The sequence below is a fragment of the Blastopirellula sp. SH421 genome, from assembly GCF_057808535.1.
The window spans coordinates 495081-511200 of the sequence record NZ_CM173712.1 but is presented as its reverse complement, the minus strand read 5'-3'; the positions used below and the strand labels follow the sequence as shown (position 1 = coordinate 511200).

13 protein-coding genes are annotated in these 16120 nt (G+C 55.7%); 1 reads left to right on the top strand and 12 read right to left on the bottom strand.

Translation table 11 applies throughout. The annotated features are described in order from the left end of the window. Positions 1-5: 5 nt before the first annotated feature. From SH421x_RS02065 to SH421x_RS02020, 10 genes are all read right to left on the bottom strand, one after another. Positions 6-1295: a DUF6807 domain-containing protein gene (locus SH421x_RS02065; RefSeq protein WP_488853651.1), complete on the bottom strand. Its 1290-nt coding sequence runs from the start codon at positions 1293-1295 to the stop codon at positions 6-8. 191 nt (positions 1296-1486) lie between these two features. Beyond that, positions 1487-2179: an ABC transporter ATP-binding protein gene (locus tag SH421x_RS02060; RefSeq protein ID WP_488853650.1), complete on the bottom strand. Its 693-nt coding sequence runs from the start codon at positions 2177-2179 to the stop codon at positions 1487-1489. Between the two features lie 33 nt (positions 2180-2212). Then, positions 2213-3550 carry an ABC transporter permease gene (locus SH421x_RS02055; protein WP_488853649.1) on the bottom strand — a complete coding sequence of 446 codons (1338 nt, stop codon included), beginning with the start codon at positions 3548-3550 and terminating at the stop codon, positions 2213-2215. Continuing rightward, positions 3547-5346 carry an efflux RND transporter periplasmic adaptor subunit gene (locus SH421x_RS02050; RefSeq protein ID WP_488853648.1) on the bottom strand — a complete coding sequence of 600 codons (1800 nt, stop codon included), beginning with the start codon at positions 5344-5346 and terminating at the stop codon, positions 3547-3549. Before SH421x_RS02050 ends, SH421x_RS02055 begins: the two co-directional genes overlap by 4 nt. A gap of 30 nt (positions 5347-5376) precedes the next feature. Next, positions 5377-8298, bottom strand: coding sequence for a TolC family protein (locus tag SH421x_RS02045; protein WP_488853647.1), 2922 nt, complete (start codon positions 8296-8298; stop codon positions 5377-5379). A gap of 196 nt (positions 8299-8494) precedes the next feature. Further along, entirely contained in the window at positions 8495-9463 is a 969-nt protein-coding gene (locus SH421x_RS02040) for a ZIP family metal transporter (RefSeq protein ID WP_488853646.1), read from the bottom strand. Between the two features lie 116 nt (positions 9464-9579). Then, the gene (locus SH421x_RS02035) at positions 9580-11208 is read right to left on the bottom strand and encodes an HDOD domain-containing protein (RefSeq protein WP_488853645.1); all 1629 of its coding nucleotides are present in this window, start codon (positions 11206-11208) and stop codon (positions 9580-9582) included. Between the two features lie 116 nt (positions 11209-11324). Beyond that, complete coding sequence (locus tag SH421x_RS02030; RefSeq protein WP_488853644.1) at positions 11325-11984, bottom strand: response regulator transcription factor; 660 nt, start codon at positions 11982-11984, stop codon at positions 11325-11327. A gap of 218 nt (positions 11985-12202) precedes the next feature. Next, positions 12203-13300, bottom strand: coding sequence for a 3-dehydroquinate synthase (gene aroB, locus SH421x_RS02025; RefSeq protein ID WP_488853643.1), 1098 nt, complete (start codon positions 13298-13300; stop codon positions 12203-12205). A gap of 50 nt (positions 13301-13350) precedes the next feature. Further along, positions 13351-13581: a hypothetical protein gene (locus SH421x_RS02020; protein ID WP_488853642.1), complete on the bottom strand. Its 231-nt coding sequence runs from the start codon at positions 13579-13581 to the stop codon at positions 13351-13353. A 111-nt stretch (positions 13582-13692) separates the two neighbouring features. Between SH421x_RS02020 and SH421x_RS02015 the strand changes: the two genes are divergently transcribed. After that, positions 13693-14175, top strand: coding sequence for a hypothetical protein (locus SH421x_RS02015; protein ID WP_488853641.1), 483 nt, complete (start codon positions 13693-13695; stop codon positions 14173-14175). Here SH421x_RS02015 and SH421x_RS02010 read toward each other — a convergent pair. Beyond that, positions 14156-15094, bottom strand: a complete 939-nt coding sequence (locus SH421x_RS02010; protein ID WP_488853639.1) for a rhomboid family intramembrane serine protease — start codon at positions 15092-15094, stop codon at positions 14156-14158. The two genes, SH421x_RS02015 and SH421x_RS02010, sit on opposite strands and share 20 nt — an antisense overlap. Positions 15095-15255: 161 nt before the next feature. Then, positions 15256-16119 (bottom strand): glycosyltransferase family 2 protein, encoded by an 864-nt coding sequence (locus SH421x_RS02005; protein ID WP_488853638.1) that lies wholly within the window; start codon positions 16117-16119, stop codon positions 15256-15258. Position 16120: the final 1 nt, after the last annotated feature.

Below are 16120 nucleotides of genomic sequence, written 5' to 3'. Positions count from 1 at the left end.
AATCCTTAATCTTGTGAAGATGACGCTGGTCGCAACGTCAGAGGCTGGGCGAAGCTGTTCCAGATGCTTTCGGTCCTAGCTCGATCCAGCGGACCGTCATGCGGAATGAACAGATAGCGCGAACGATACGCCGACCCAGGCTCAATCGTAAACGTTGCTTCCACTTGAGGACTAAAGCAAAAATAAGGTTTGTCAGGATGGAGACGAACCGTTTGGGGAGATCTAAAATTATCCAGGCTCCCCATCACCATGATGCCGGCGCTTTCTAATTTTTCGGCTTGACCAAACATGTCAACCCAGAGCGGGCGCGAATGATTCCCTGCTCTACGGTTCTTCCCTTCGCTTGTCAAAAACCCCGCCCCCTCGGCCTGATACCACTCGCGACTGCCGCGCACCGCCATCCCGCCGTAATGATACTTGCGTATCACCAGCGGAAGCGAGCCAGCGGTTTGCTGCACCGACTCGATCTCGAAACGAAAGGGATCGGTCGCCGCGTACACGCGCACCGACCAAGTCTCAAGTAGCGCATCAATCCGTTTGCCGCTGGTCAGGTCAACATGCGCAAGCTGTACGTCGAAGCCGCCCACGACCGGCCCCGAGAACTGCCGCAATAGTTGACGATGTTCGACGAGCCCCTCTTGCTTATGGCTATTCCAAAAATCGACACGCCGCCCATCGAAAGTTGTATCGGTCCAAGCAAACATCACGCCATGTTGGTGCATGTGATCCGGCGGAAAATCATCGGTCACAATCGTTCCCATCGAAGTTCGCACCGGATGCATAAATCCGCTCCGACCAAACTCAGGCTGCTGCGGATCAGGCGACGGCAGCAGGCCAAGGTGATATCGCAACAATTCTTTCCCCTCGACCCGCACGACGAGCGTCTCTCCTTCTTTCACCACTTGCACAGCGGCAGGGGGCGATTCGTTTTGTTGGACCGTTTGGACATTCCACTTTTCGCCTGACGACATCACCGCCGGAAGCTGAAAGTAGTATCGTCCCCGGCGCGGAGAATCAACATTGGGTACGAACTGAGCCTGAAAGTTCCCCGCCGGGCCAGCGCAGTAAATCTGCGCATCGTCGGTCAGACGCTCGACTTCCGCCGAGGCGATGATGCCAGAAATCGGCGAGTTGCTCGTATTTTCCAGCAGGAAAGCTTCGCCTGCACGAGCGGAAGCGACCAGCAAAATCGCTCCCCAAAGTGAGGCCAGCATCGCTGTCTTGGACTGCCAAATAACCGCCGAAGAATGATGGCCGAAAGATTTGTGCAGAATATTGCCGAGCGAGCGAACCATTCCGATTTGTTCCTCGTAAGAATTCAGAGCTGAAGGATGACTACCAGCTGCGTGTGTTGACAGATGACAAAGAGTGGATTGCCAGTGCGCTTTGCCGATCCGCTCCGGATTGCTTGGTTTTCTCGATTGCCAATCAATTCGGAGCGGTTTCGGCATTTTTGAACTCTCTATTTTATAGCCTGTCCTACTTCTTAGCCTGGGAAGATCCCTTCGCCGGCGATCAAACCATCGCGCATATAGATCTGCCGCTTCGCTTGTTCGGCGATGTCAGGCTCATGGGTCACCATAATGATGGTGCGACCTTCGCGATTAAGCTTGCCTAAGATCTGCATGATCTCGGCGCCGGTTTTAGAATCCAAGTTGCCGGTTGGTTCGTCGGCCAAGATAATCTCGGGATCGTTGAGCAACGCCCTGGCGATCGCCACACGTTGCTGTTGACCGCCGGAGAGCTGATAGGGACGATGATCCAAGCGGTCCGAAAGTCCAACCTGTTCGGCCAGATCCAAACAACGGTTGGTGTCACGCGCCGAGATTGGCGGCCTGCCAGGCCGATACTGTAAGGGAACCTGAATATTCTCTAAGACGGTGTACTGGGCAATGAGATTGTACGATTGAAAAATGAACCCAATCAGTTGATTGCGGACCTGCGACAGCTGTCGATCGGTCAACGTCGAGACATCATAGCCCCCTAAGATATAGCGTCCATGCGTCGGACGATCGAGCGCTCCTAGTAGATTTAACAGCGTGCTCTTGCCGCTTCCGGATGACCCCATCAGCGCGACGAAGTCTCCTTCGGGAAAAGCTGCCGTCACGCCGCGCAGCGCCTTCACCACCACATCGCCCAGATGGTAGTGCTTTTCAAGATTCTCAAATTCAGCCGCCATCCGCATGGCTTGCGATGCTCCAAGTAAAAATCGCTATTCGTGACGCAGCGCTTCGATCGGGTCCATCTTCGCGGCGCGTTGAGCCGGATAAAGTCCAAACAACACGCCAACTCCCACCGAAATCAAAAACGAAGCGACGATCGACCACATCGCGATCCGCGGCTCTAGATCACGGATTGTCGCAGGCAACGTACTCCAGACCTCTGGCAACCAACGCTGCATGCCGTGCTGGGCCAAATAGGTGGCCGGAATACAGCCAAATCCAAAGATCACGCCGATCAAACCGCCGGCTGCCGACAACACGATGGTCTCGGCCAAAAACTGGATAATCACATCTTCTTGCGTAGCGCCGAGCGCACGCCGAATGCCGATCTCGCGCGTTCGCTCCGTAACCGTCGCCAACATGATGTTCATGATGCCGATTCCGCCCACCAACAGCGAGATGCCAGCGATCAAAATCAACAAGACGTTAAACATCATTCGCAGCATCTCGGCTTGCCGCAATAGTTCGCTGGGGACCACCACCGCGTAATCGCCCAAGGGATGGTATTTCTCTAGCAAGATCTCAATGATCGCCGCCGCTTCTTCAACTTCTTCAACTTCGCCAACCGTGACTGTAATCTGCGACAGTTGCACGATCTCTCCTTCACGACTGCCAGAGCGCGAGGTGATCACCTGGTCGCCAATCCGCAGCCGTAAGGTGGAGAGCGGAATGTAAACGTCAGTATTGAAATCGCGCCCGGCGAGACTGCCGCCGATCGCCGCCGAAGGTGTTCGATCGGCCGTCTGCCCGATTACTTTGTAAACGTCCGACTTGCCGTTGAACTGAATTTCGATCATGCGATCGACTGGATTTTCATGGGCGAACAAATTGGTCGCCGCCCCAGCCGCCAAGACGCAAACATTTTCGGCCCGGTCGACATCACGATCCGAGATAAATCGTCCGCGCTGGACCAGTAGATGGTTCATCTCACGATAGTCGGCCGTGACACCCAGCAGTTGGATTTCGCTCTCGCGCGATCCTGCCCGAGCGTCTCCTTTAATCTCGCGCATCGGCACTGCGCGAAGTATCGAAGGGACGCCATCCAGGATCCGTTGATAGTCGTCCCGAGTCAGACCATATTCAATGATAAAACTACTGCCGGTCGCCGAACCGGACGAAGGCTTCGTGCTTCGTACGATCACATTGGTCGCGCCCAGATCTTTGATTTGCTGTTGCGCCTGGTAGCTGACCCCTTCACCCATTGCGACCAGCCAGATCACGGCCGTCACGCCGATCATGATCCCGAGCATCGCCAGACCAGAGCGCAGTTTGTGCAGCATCAGGCTCTTAAAGCCGAGCCGGATTGTCGAGAGAAGTCGCTGAATCATGAACGAGGAGGGCCTCCAGCGGGACCGGCTGACGGTGGTCCTGTTGCTGCTGCTCCTTGCGATTTTTCTCGTTCAGCTCGTGAAGCGGCCATCTCGTCGCGCGTGATGAAACCATCTCCATCTTTGTCGATGCGGTCAAAGAAATTCTTCATCGGCGCCGGCGCTTCGTCACGACTGAGCTTGCCATCTTTGTCAGCATCATTCTGAAACGGATCTGGTCGAGCGCCTCCACCAGCGGGACTGGTGGGAGCAGCAGGTCCACCAGGTCCGCCTGCGGTTGGGCCGCCGCTGGGCCGTTTGTCGGATGGACTCGCTTGTCCAGCCGCCGACTCTTCGCCGCTCGCTTCGACTTCCTCTTCTTCTGGCGCGCCATCCAAGACGACTCGCGCGTCTGCGATGACAGCCCGGGGATTCCGCAGCACCAGATCTCCTTCTTTCACCCCATCCAGCACTTCAATCGACTTGTCATTGGTCTGGCCCAGCTTCAGCAGCCGACGATCGGCGCCAACCAGCGACTGCACCCAGCAGAAATATTGGCCACGCTGCTCAACAACCGCCGAAACCGGCACGGTCAGCGCGTCGCGAATATCAGCGACTTGGATCTCGACAAACGCAGTCAAACCAGGACGGAGACTCTCTTGCGACCCGTCGATCGAAACAATCGTGCCGTATTCTTTGACATTGGCCGAAAACCAGCCGGTCGGTTCTGGCTGATTGGCGATACTGGTCACACGCCCCCGGAAAGTTTTATCCTGAATCACAATCCGCGCCGGCATACCGGTCCGGATCCGATCGATTTTCGATTCGTGGATTGTCACTTTGACTTGCATCTTGGCCAAGTCCGGAATTCTTACGATCGTTTGCCCTTCACGCACCACGGTTCCTTCGGCGATTCCGGTTTCGGTTCCGCCGCCGCGACGATCGGTTTCGTTGGCGTAGACCACCATGCCGTTTTGGGGCGCTTTGATGACGCAATTGACCAGTTGTTTCTCCAGTCGATCAAGTCGCGCCTTTTCCAACTGAAACGCCGCTTCTTCAGATCGCATGCGGGCCTCGGCCGAATCACGCGCCGCTTCCAATTCTCGAATCGTTTTCTGTCTCGTGAAATCAGACAGCACCCGTTTGCTTGTCTCGGCCACTTCCAAGTCCAGCTTGGCCCGTTCCACAGCATAGGCGTCCGCTTCGCGCTGCAGCGCTGTCACATACCCTTTACGCGACATCCGCTTGCTATAGCCAAGCATGTCCTGCGCAGTGGTTAGATTTTGCTGCGCGATTTTGATCGTCGCTTCCATCTGCTGCAACGTTTGCAGGTAGGTTCCTTCCGCATATTCTTGCACCGCCAGCTTCGCTGCCGCAAAGGCCTCTTGGTTTTCGATCTTGGTCGCCAGCGCTTTTTCGTAAACGATCTTCTGCGCGTTCAACTGATCTTCGATCGCCGAAGTATCAATTCGAATAATCTCTTCCCCCGCGGTGACTCGCTTGCCATCTTCAACGATCCACAAGATGGTGCCGCCCCCTGCGATCTCGCACTTCACGTCGATATTGCTAGCGCTCTCGACATTGCCGTCATCGGTCACGCTGATCAGCAACCGTTCGCGCAGCACTTCGTAGGTGAGTGCGCCGCTGGTTTCGTTGGACGAGCCTAGCACGCCGGAACTGGGCAGATAATAGGCGCCAAAAGCAATGCCTGCCAGGATCAATACGAACAAAATCGGCCAGAACCAACTGCGCTGGGATGTTTCTAAGCGCAGGCGGGGGCGCGGTTCTGGCGAACTGTTATCGGCAGGAGAGGACATAACGCGGGTCCTTGGAAGGCGGGAAAGTCATCACCTAGACTTAACCCCTTCTATTATCGCAGGTTCCGTGCGAATTTCATCCGTTTCAGGTCGGATTATCGAATCTGGGGGGTCTGCCCCCTCTTTTCGGGCCCGCATTTGCTGCAGCATCTGCTGGATTTCTCCATTGGTGTACCGCCGCTCGCGACTGGTCTCCATTTCATAAGACTCGGGCAGCGGCGCCACTAGCGATTTGTCGGGAATACTTTCCTGGTGGTCGACCCTAGCGACTTGGCTGGAATAGGTCGAGCGCTCGGTCTTGGCCAACTCGTTTTCTTTGCCCTGCGGCAACAATCGCGAAATCCAGCGGTCCACGCGCCACAGCGGCGGCGATGCTGACTCAGACTGCGTTAATTCGGTCGATGCGTTCGCTTCTTCTATTCCTTCAGGCAGGTCAAAATACCCTTCTTGGAACCACTCGACCGGCACCGCCGGGGGAAGCTCGATTTCTTCCGAATTTTCTGCTGGATCGACCGGCCGCAAATCCAAAGGCGTATCGACCCAGATCCCGTCGCTGTCGATCTGCATGATCCCCAACTGACGATAGAGTCGCATCCGGTTCGCTTCGTAGTTGAGCCAAACGCTCATCAAGTTGTTTTGGGTGTTTCGCAAGTCCGACAACGCAAACAACAAATTTTGAGCCGAAGTCGGCCCCAGCGAGACAGCCAGTTGCCCCGGTTCGGATGGCGCTACCGGCTTGCTTAGCGCTTCACGCGTTTGGTCGACACGGCGAATCGCAATGACAACGGCGCGCCGCTGAATCTCCAGATTCAAACGCAATTGCTCCAGCGTGCGCAACGAAGCTCGCAAGTCGGCGAACACCGAGTCATCAAACTGAATCAGATCGCGACGATCCTGCTGGTACTCAATCAATTGCTGACGAAAGCTATTGCGTTCGACCAATCGCGTCAGCGGCGGATCAAACTGAGCCGTCGCGCGCAGCGAACCGGTTTGACTGCGGAACTGGACCGGATTCTCTCCCAAAGTTTGCAGATCGCCGCTCAAACCGATCGTCAAATTAGACCGTAGCGCATTGGCGTTGAACTCGATCAAACGCCAAGTATCGACTAGCGACGCGCGATTGTTCATCCAATCCAAGCGATTCGCACGGGCGATCTCCAGCGCTTGCTCAGGCGTTAGATAAATTCGCTCTACGTTGATCTGCTCGATCCGCGCACGAGCTTCAATCAATCCCAACTCACTGACCAAATTCTTCATTTCAACCAGCCGCGCGACCACTTGATCGGCAATCAGACTGGGCTCGGCTTGATCGATTTGAGTGGCGAGTTTTTCGACACTCTCCCGATTCGATTGGTTGCGACTCTCGACGTCGTTCACCTCAGCGCTCAGTTGAACCTTATCGCGTTCAAACAGGCCGCGCTCCGACTCTGTCATTTCTAAGGTGCGCGTCGGAGTAACCTCCGCCAGCTTTTGCAGATCCAGAGGAATCTCGCTCACGCGTAAGTCGACCTGATGCTGCAAAGCATCCACATCCTGCATCGACATTTGCAGATCTTCAAGTGTCGGGATGTGCGGTAAATCGCCAAATTGCAAAATGTAGTTTTCAATCGCAACTTGCGTTTGCGTCGTCTCGGGATCGGTCAACTTAAACTTTTCTATCAACCGATCATCCAGCGCGAGCGGCAGATTCGGAGGCAACCCCAGCGTCGAACGTTTGAACGTATCGAGCGCCGTCTCTAGGTTATTGCGGGCCTGCAGCAGGTTGGCCCTTTCGGTTTCGATGTTCTGCCGAAACTGATCGACCTGGGCGATGTCAATTAGTCCGGCGTCGAGATTTGACTCCAACAGACTGAGCGTTCGCTCTTGGGCCGCAAGGCTGTCTTCGGTGTTTCGAATTTGCTGCAACTGTTGCAGCAAACCAAAGAAACCGCCGACCGTGCCGGCGCCGCCGCCAGCAAAACCCGAGCCGCTCGAACCTGCGCCGCCGGCGCCGTTCACGTTGAATCCGCGCCCAAAACCTGTCGCGTCGCCGACGCCGCCGAAACCGCCGCTACCTTGACCGGTGAACCCTGTCAAACCGGTGCCGCCAAAGAAACCACCGCGGCGCTGTGGACCAGCGACTCCTAGATCGCCGATCGCGACCTGCGTATAAAAGCCTTGTCGGTACTGGGCGTAAGCGCGCAAGTTCGCCAGCAAGGTTCGTTCAGCGATGGTTACTTGTTCGAGTGCGATCACTCGTCCGCCGGCGCGCAACAGCGGCTGAACCAAACCAAAGTTCAAGATCGATGTCGTCGCTCCTTGGTTCGGACCGGCGAACTCCCAAACTGTCGAGTTCGCGAGCCCCACCAGAAATTGTCCAGCAGTCGCAAACTGGCGCTCCATCGCTAGCCCGTTATCGAGCCGCAGTTGGCTGCTTTCTCCCCCGGCGCGTTCTTGCCCTAGATGCTGAAACTGCACCGCCGTGTTGCCGAAGAACTGCACATCAAAGCGGAAGCGCTCGGTACTGACGTCGAGCGCTGAGAGATAGATCGTTTCTAACTGCTGTTGAAAATCGGGCGACTGCAAAATCGCGAGTCGAACCGAAGCGTCAAGATCAAGCATGATCTCGCCATCCTCGGTCACTACCGATCTTTGATACAGTTCCTCCAGCCAACGCGGGTTTTCTAGGATGGGCCGAACGCCGTAGCGATCCCAATGGCTCCACCCTTTTTTGCCATCCACCATGTGCATGAATTGATGCGAAGCAGGGTCATCCGGCGGCATCGGTGGTTCGACGGGATTGTAGTTGTCAAAGTAGCGGCTGCGCGGACTCAATTGGATGTTGAAGTTGTCGATCGCCCAGCGCGGATCATTCGACTTTTGCGCCACCAGCGCCTGCGCTTCGGCATCGGCATTCGCGACATAGCCGTAGCGGTTACAGCCGGTTGTGGCCAGTGAGAACAGGATAGACATAGCGGCGCATGTCGCTATCTTCCCGATCGTGGCTAAGGGCTTTGAGTTCATAGGGTCGCCTGAGCGTCCCGATCGCCGCGCACGAGGGGACTAGTGAAATAATCGCTACAGTCAGAAGAATCGTCACGATCGCGAGAGCAACTCCATTCGCGCCGTAACAATCGGCGCCGCCGCCGTAATCGCTAAACTCGCAAGCCTAGCGCTTGCTAGCAGGTGTCAACGCCGGCAAAGGGAGCGGGTCGACGGGATCACCGCTTGCTGCAGATGCCGGTAGATGGCGCTGCGTGTGCGGCGGCTCGAGCCAGCCGATTGCGACTGCTAGCAATGCGCCTAGCAGCAGTACGCTCGATAGTTTCCACTTGTCATGCGTGTGGAATTGGATCTCGGGCAGAATGTCCGAGAGCGAGATGCAAATGAAAACGCCAGCCGCAAATCCAAGCGAGGCGCCAATCGCGTAGTGACGCCAAGCAGCATCCAGACTGCCGATCGCGAAGTAAAACAGCACCACGCCGATCGGACACATCAGCGCATAGCCGAAGTTAATCAGATTCATGGAGGTCGCTGACCACCCCCCGGCCCGCATTACAAAGGTAATCGACAGCGCATCGAGCGGCTTGTGCAGCACGATCCCCAAAAAGACGCCGAGGGCGAGTCTCGCCAATAGGTCTTCGGCATGCGCTGCCGCAAAGACCGCGGCCGCCAAAGCGATGCCGTCAATTAGCGTGTGTAGTGACAACCCCAGAAAGATCCCCAGCCAGCGCCAGACCGATTTTGGCCCGGCGTCGCTTTGCTGATGATCGTGCTTGTGATCGCAATGCTCATGTGGGTCATGAGAATGCTCATGTGCGTGCTCGATCGCGGCGACTTCCGGATACTCATTATCGACCGGCGCATGATGATGCGAGTGAAAAACTCGCATCAGAAAAAACATCGCCAGAATGCCGAACAACATCCCTCCGACGGCGACATCAATCGATCCGCTTTCAGCGACCCCATGCGGCAATAAATGGAGGACGCCAACCCCTAGCATCAAGCCGCCTACGCCGCTCATCATCAATTGCATGCGCGTATGCGTAAGTCGCATTACCGTGGGTAGCGTCCCGCCCAGCATCGAGGCGGCGACAATCAACCCGCAATAGACGGTAAGTACGACGAATTGATCCATAGCCCTATCGGGGAGCAACGCAACGAAACGAATTTGTCCACGATAGACGCTTGGCGCGAAAACGCAAGTGGATTGCATAACGGGAAAAGCGATGCGCGTCAAACCCCGGAGAACATTTACAAGATTTCGATGCTTTTGACGCTATCGCCGCCGCTCCGCCGCGCGACTTCCATACACCGCGTTGCGGCGTCGGCTAATTCGCCGGAGGTGAAATTTTTGGGCGGCAACGCAATTGCCGCGGCGCCCACGCTGATTGTCAGCGGCGATGCGCTCCCCATTTCGGCCCGCGCTTGTGACCAACAGCGAATCCCAGCCACCAGGCGGCGAGCCGTTTCCACTGCTTGCATCCGATCGTGCTCTGGCAAGACGACCATCAAGACCGCGTCGGCCGAGTTGAAACAACTACCGGCATCTCCGATGATCGCAGCCACGGCTCTGCTCAGCAGTTGCCAAATGTGCACCAGTTCGTCCGGTCCGGCCTGTAATCGCAGTTCGTTATGCCGATCAATAGAAAGCTGCAAGACTGCAATTGGCTGACGCAATTGCCGACAGCGCTGCACGTCGACATCCAGCCGCGCCACCGAAGCGGTGTCCAGAACGATCCCCTGTGCGGACGCTTTCGCCGTTGAGATCGTCGCCACAACGGGTGACTGTGTCGGCATGCTACGTCGTGCGAGCAGAGCCGTATCCGCAGGGTGATCGTGAAATTTTTTCACCGCTGAGGTCAGCTCTTTCGCTTCGCTCCACGCTGCATACAGTTCTAGCTCTGCCGGGTCATGACGAGCTACCTCAAGCGACGCTTCACTACTTACGTCAGACAAACGCGAATACGCATTGAGCATGATCTCTGCATACGCAGCTTTGTCGTCAATGCGGACGCGCATGACGTTGGCCAATTGCTTGACCTTCTCCTCGACGCGCGCAGCAAGTTGTTCAAAATCTACCAAATCCGCTTGCCCAAACTTCTTGACTGCCATCACCCAAGCAGGCAAAGCGGCGAGACGGTTTCCGGCTAGAATCTCGGCCAATCGATCACCTAGGACCAACGAACTTGCGGTTTCGGAAAGCGAGTCCAGTTCTAGCGGCGCCGAAAATGGCAACGGTTTGATCGCCGCTACGGCATCGATGATCCCGGCCGGCAATTTCCAATGTGTCAACAGCCGAGTGCTTAGGACGATATGGTCAAAGCCCAGCGTGCTGACTTCCATCGCTAACAGCGAAACGGACTCTTCATCCGCTTTGCGGACGAAGTGTGCATAAGGCGCTCCCAGATCCTGCATCAGAACCAGCATTCCGATATCGGCAAGCAAACCGGCGATAAATGCTTCATCCGCGTTGCGATATCCGAGAAGCACCGCGATTTCGCGGGCGGCTACCGCTTTGGTCAGCGCAATGGTCCAGTATCGGCACAAGGATTCCGACTCGATCCCATCCTGCAATTCTCGCGGCAGACTGAAACCAAGCACTAACAGCTTCAGCGGTTTCATACCCAGCAACGCCAGCGCTTGATGTAGATCCGAGACCTGACGCGAAAGTCCGAATAGCGGACTGTTGACCGCGCGCAAGATCTTGATCGTTAACGCCGGATCGCGTTCGATACACTCTTTAACCTGTGCAGCGTCGATGGTAGGACGGTCTGTTAGGTTCAATACTTCCATCGCCACCGCGGGCAACGAATAGAGCGATCTAGCGCGTTCCACAAACTGCTGGATGTATCCAGTTTCGGCAGTGGAGGGAGAGGTCATGAGATGCGGCGTATCGGGGCGAGCAGGGTAGACGAACCTTTTGGGGCATTATCTAAAAATCTAGCTCACTCCGTGCATATTGCCTGCCCAAAAAAACGGCACGACCTCTTTAATCGCTACGAAGCTCGTGAATGAGGCTCCGCAGTAGCGACAGGCTGCTGCGTTGTCGGTATTCCAGCGACCAGGGTCATGCGGACCAGTTCGGCTAGACTCCGAGCCCCCATCTTGCGCATCACGTTCGCTCGGCGTAGCTCGGCTGTTCGCAAACCGATATCAAGCTCCTTCTTGATCACCTTGTTCGGCTTCCCGTCCAACACCCGCCACAAAACGTCCCGTTCGTCGGTCGAGAGCGAATTAATGCGAGAGCGATAGTCGTCTCTTTCCGCAAGCTCGTGATGGCGCGCTTCCTCACGCTCCATTGCCATACTGATTGCTTCAGCAATCTCGCCGGGACGTCCCACCTTTTCCAAAAAGGTGACTGCACCGGCCTGCATGGAACTCACTGCCAAACGAATATCGGCAAATCCGGTAACCACAACCACCGGCAGATTTAAATCCTGCTCTTGCAGGCGATGCACAAGATCGACGCCAGAGATTCCACCCATTCGCACGTCCGAGACGACACAGCCGCGGCGACTAGGATCAAACTGCTCAAGGAAGCTCTCCGCTGACGCAAATTCGATTGCCGGGTAGTCAAGCGATTCAACGACCGATGCCAGCGACGTCCGTGCTACCGTATCATCGTCCAACACATAGACGACTTTTTGTTGTCTCATATCTGCCCCTATCGATTAAATTTGGTTCGCCGACTCGGCGAACAAACTCTAGAAGTAAGATAGACAAAAGCTGATTTGATTCGGGTCCTGCAACGGGTCTCAAACACGCACTTGTCTGCGTCCTCACTATAGAGTTAGCAAATAATCTCGATAGTCACAAAATTGCATTTGGCGCATTCCCACATCCAATATGCGGGGAGGCGCAGGTCGCTTATGTCTTATTGCCCATCATTGATTGCCTGTTTCGCCAACTTAACGGAAACACCACCTACCAGCTCGACTTTACCCAGCATTAGGGGGAGCACGAATTGCAGCTTGCCGTGCTCCACTTTCTTATCGCGTTGCATCGCCGCGATTACCTGGTCAAGATCTACCGACGGTGGAACCGTGGGCAATCCTAAAGCGGAGAGGAGACCCAATTGACGCTCGGTAACTTCGGACTTAATTCGGCCCAGCGACTCGGCCAAGCGTGAAGCGCACAACATGCCGATCGAAACCGCTTCGCCATGCAATAGCTGGCCATAACCGCAAGTCGCTTCAAACGCATGGCAAAATGTATGGCCATAGTTCAAGATTGCCCGCAGTCCGGTCGTTTCGCGTTCATCGGCCTGGACGACGTCTGCTTTCAGCTGACAACAGCGAGCAATCACCCGCGTCATGACAGCACGGTCGCGCTGTTGGATCGAAGCCACGTTGGCTTCCAAGTAGGCGAAGAAGTCAGGGTCCATAATCACCCCATACTTCACCACCTCGGCCATACCGGCGCGGAATTCTCGCTCGGGGAGTGTCGACAAAACGTCGACATCGATCAGAACCCCTTGCGGCTGCCAGAATGCGCCGACCATGTTTTTGGCCGCAGGGAGATTGATCCCGACTTTTCCGCCGACGCTACTATCAACTTGCGCTAACAGCGTTGTCGGGACTTGAAAGAACGAGAGTCCCCGGGCAAACGTCGCGGCAATAAAACCGGCCAAATCGCCGATTACGCCGCCGCCGACTGCGATAACCACCGACTTGCGATCGGCGCCTTGAGCCAAACATTCATTCCACAACCGATCGGCCATCGCGATGGACTTGCTGGTCTCGCCTGCCGGTACAGATAACAGCGTCGTCCGCATTCCAGCCGTCGCACAAGCGGCGATAATAGGTTCTGCGTAGAGTGGTCGCACTTGGTCGTCGGTGATCAAGATCGCGTGTGAGATCTTGGTGCGGGCGGCAAAAAAGTTGGGCGCCGAATCGAGGATCCCTGCACCTATTTCAATATCGTAGCTTCGTTCGCTCAATTCAACCCGAACGATTTCATGTTCAGCCGTCAACGCTACTCACTTCACAAATAAGAGGGGATTCAAGCTTTGATCTAAGCAGATTAGGCGTGGGCGCCGACTCGCTCTAGATCTTCCGCAGTCACGCTGATCGTGCGGCAAAAACCGGTATAAATCCTGACATATTCTAATTGACTGCAACTTGCGGCATCGGCATGCAGCAACCGCTCAATTCGCCCTCGTTCGGCTTGCGGACATTTACTTTCTGTCGGCCAAATCGTACGCTCCTCCACAACCAACGCTTCACGATACGGATCAAACTTGTCAGGCATCATTTCCCCTCCCGGAGAATGGTCGAGCGGCAAACGGTCACTGATTGCGGAAAACCCAAGTATACTATGCGAGGGTCAAACGAAAAATTACCTCCAAGCCGCCAATATCGTTGCATGAAATCTCGCGGAACATGGCTGGTCGCTGCGATTCTTTTGCTCGCTGCAACCATCGCCGGACTGAACCTGATCTACCATTGGAACCGAACCAAGGCCGCAATCGACTATTTTGGCCCCACCGATGTCGTGCTTATCCGCAGCGCCAAGCAAGTCTATTTGGTCCGGCAGATCGATGGGCAAGAGGAACGCCGCGACATTTCGCAGGTCGCCGATCTGGACGATCTGCAAAAAGCGATGGTCGAAGATGCCAGCTATCGATTCCCAACGGCCGACTCAGACTGCAAGCCAACTTGGCCAATTGCACTAGAGTTTCGGCATGCCGGAGAGTCATGCACCCTTGCAATCGATCTCGACTGCGGATTGATCCAATCCGCCAACCGCGAGCATCCGCTCGATGCGGCGCCGATTCAGGCAGGGCTACGCGAGTTTGTTGACTACGCGCTCTCGCGTTCAACGCCGATCAAGAGCGACTCGGAATAAAGCCGGCGATCACTCCGGCGATCAGCCCGCAGGTATGCCCCCAGTTGGCGATATTGCCGACAATGCCCATCCAACACAGCCCGAACCAGAGCATCATCATCAATACGGACTGACTCGGTAGATAGATGCCAAACTGCGGCTCAAACGTTGACTTCGCCCAAACGAACCCAAACAGCCCAAATAACACGCCGGAGATGCCGATTGCATACAGTTCGTTGCCGTTGCCGTAAATGAACATCGAAGCCGCCGCCGCCGCGCTGTTGGTGAAGAGGGTCAATCCCAACACCATCAAAAAAAAGCGTCCCGATCCCAGGCGACGCTCCAAGATTCCGCCGATCGAATACCACATCCACATGTTAAACACGATGTGCATTAGGCCGCCGTGTGGAAAGATCGGCGTGATCAGACGCCAGATTTGCCCTGCTTCAATCGCCACAAATGGATCGCGCGTAAACCTAGCTTGATTGATCATCGAAGCAGGAGCGAACGTCAACCAATCGACCAACCAGTTCCTCGATAGTCCGGCCACAAAGTTAGGCGCGAACATGCTGACCGCCGTCACAGCGATGCAGATCCACATAATGGTCATCGTGACCGGAGCCATGCGGGCCATCATGCCGGGGCCACCCAGCTTGCCGCGCATGTCATGCACGTTTTTATTGCGCTGCTTGTTCTTGAGATGCTCTACCTTGCGAATCGAATTTGCCGCTTTCGAAGCGTCGGCGTAGCGTTGGTCGCTGGGATTCGACAAATAGGCCTGCAGTTCGCTGCGTGCCTGATCGACCTTTCCCTCATCATGGATCCAAACGATGTGCTCTCCGTTACGCGCATCGGACTTGGCCTCAATTCCTTGTGTGAGCAGGTAGTCGACAAAGCGGGAAGCTTCTTGATCGGTTGCGATAGCGCCAATTTGCCGCATTGCTCTCTTATCATCCCAGAAGGGGGACGCCTTTATTGCATCGCACTGCGGCGCCAGCGCACTGGTTAGCACACGCCGCACTACGTTTGGTTCCGTTTAATCCAAGTTAGTCACCCGACTATTGTAGGGCAGTCAGGCGAGAATGGGCGCCGCCCTTGCGGTTAATCGCGCCAACCATAGCGCAGAATGCACCAAATCGCTTGGATTGCGTCCCGCAGGCCGATCTTCTTGCCGCTTTTCCAGCTGCGTGCATTGTACGAAATCGGCCGCTCAACGATGCGAAACTTGCGACGGGCCAGCTTGGCCGTGATTTCGGGTTCAAAACCAAACCGGTTTTGCTCGATCGTCACCGATCGCAATGCCGAAGTCCGAATCGCCTTGTAGCAGGTTTCCATGTCGGTGATTTGCAGCCCGGTGGTGCAGTTCGACAACCAGGTCAAACAGCGATTACCGGCGCGATGCAGCCAAGACGAGTTCGCATGCCGCGCTTCGCAAAACCTAGAACCATAAGCGACATCCGCGTCCCCAGCCAATATCGGTTGAATCACCGTCAAAATATCGTGCGGCTCGTACTCGAGGTCGGCGTCTTGCACGATCACAATTTCGCCGGTAACCGCAGCGAAACCGGTTCGCAGCGCGGCGCCTTTGCCTTGGTTGTGAGCGTGGTATTTGATTTTCAGATCCACATAGTGGGCGATACGGGCCAACACGTCCCGCGTACCGTCGGTGCTGCAATCGTCAACCACGATGATCTCCGTATCAACCGGCAGTTGCTGAATGCGGCGGACAATCTTTTCGATCGTAGATTGCTCGTTATAGACGGGAATAACAACGCTCAACCGGAACCCCGGCGGATAGGAATAGTCGCTCGGTGCAAACTGATCTTCGTAGGGGTCTGCGTCCAGCGCATGCGAGAGTCGGTCGATCTCGTCTAAGCGACGATCGATCGCCGTCATGGTTTCTCCTTCCCAGTCAAACGCTTCGGCTCGCAAATTGGCTCGCGGCGCGATCATAGAGGCTGGCATT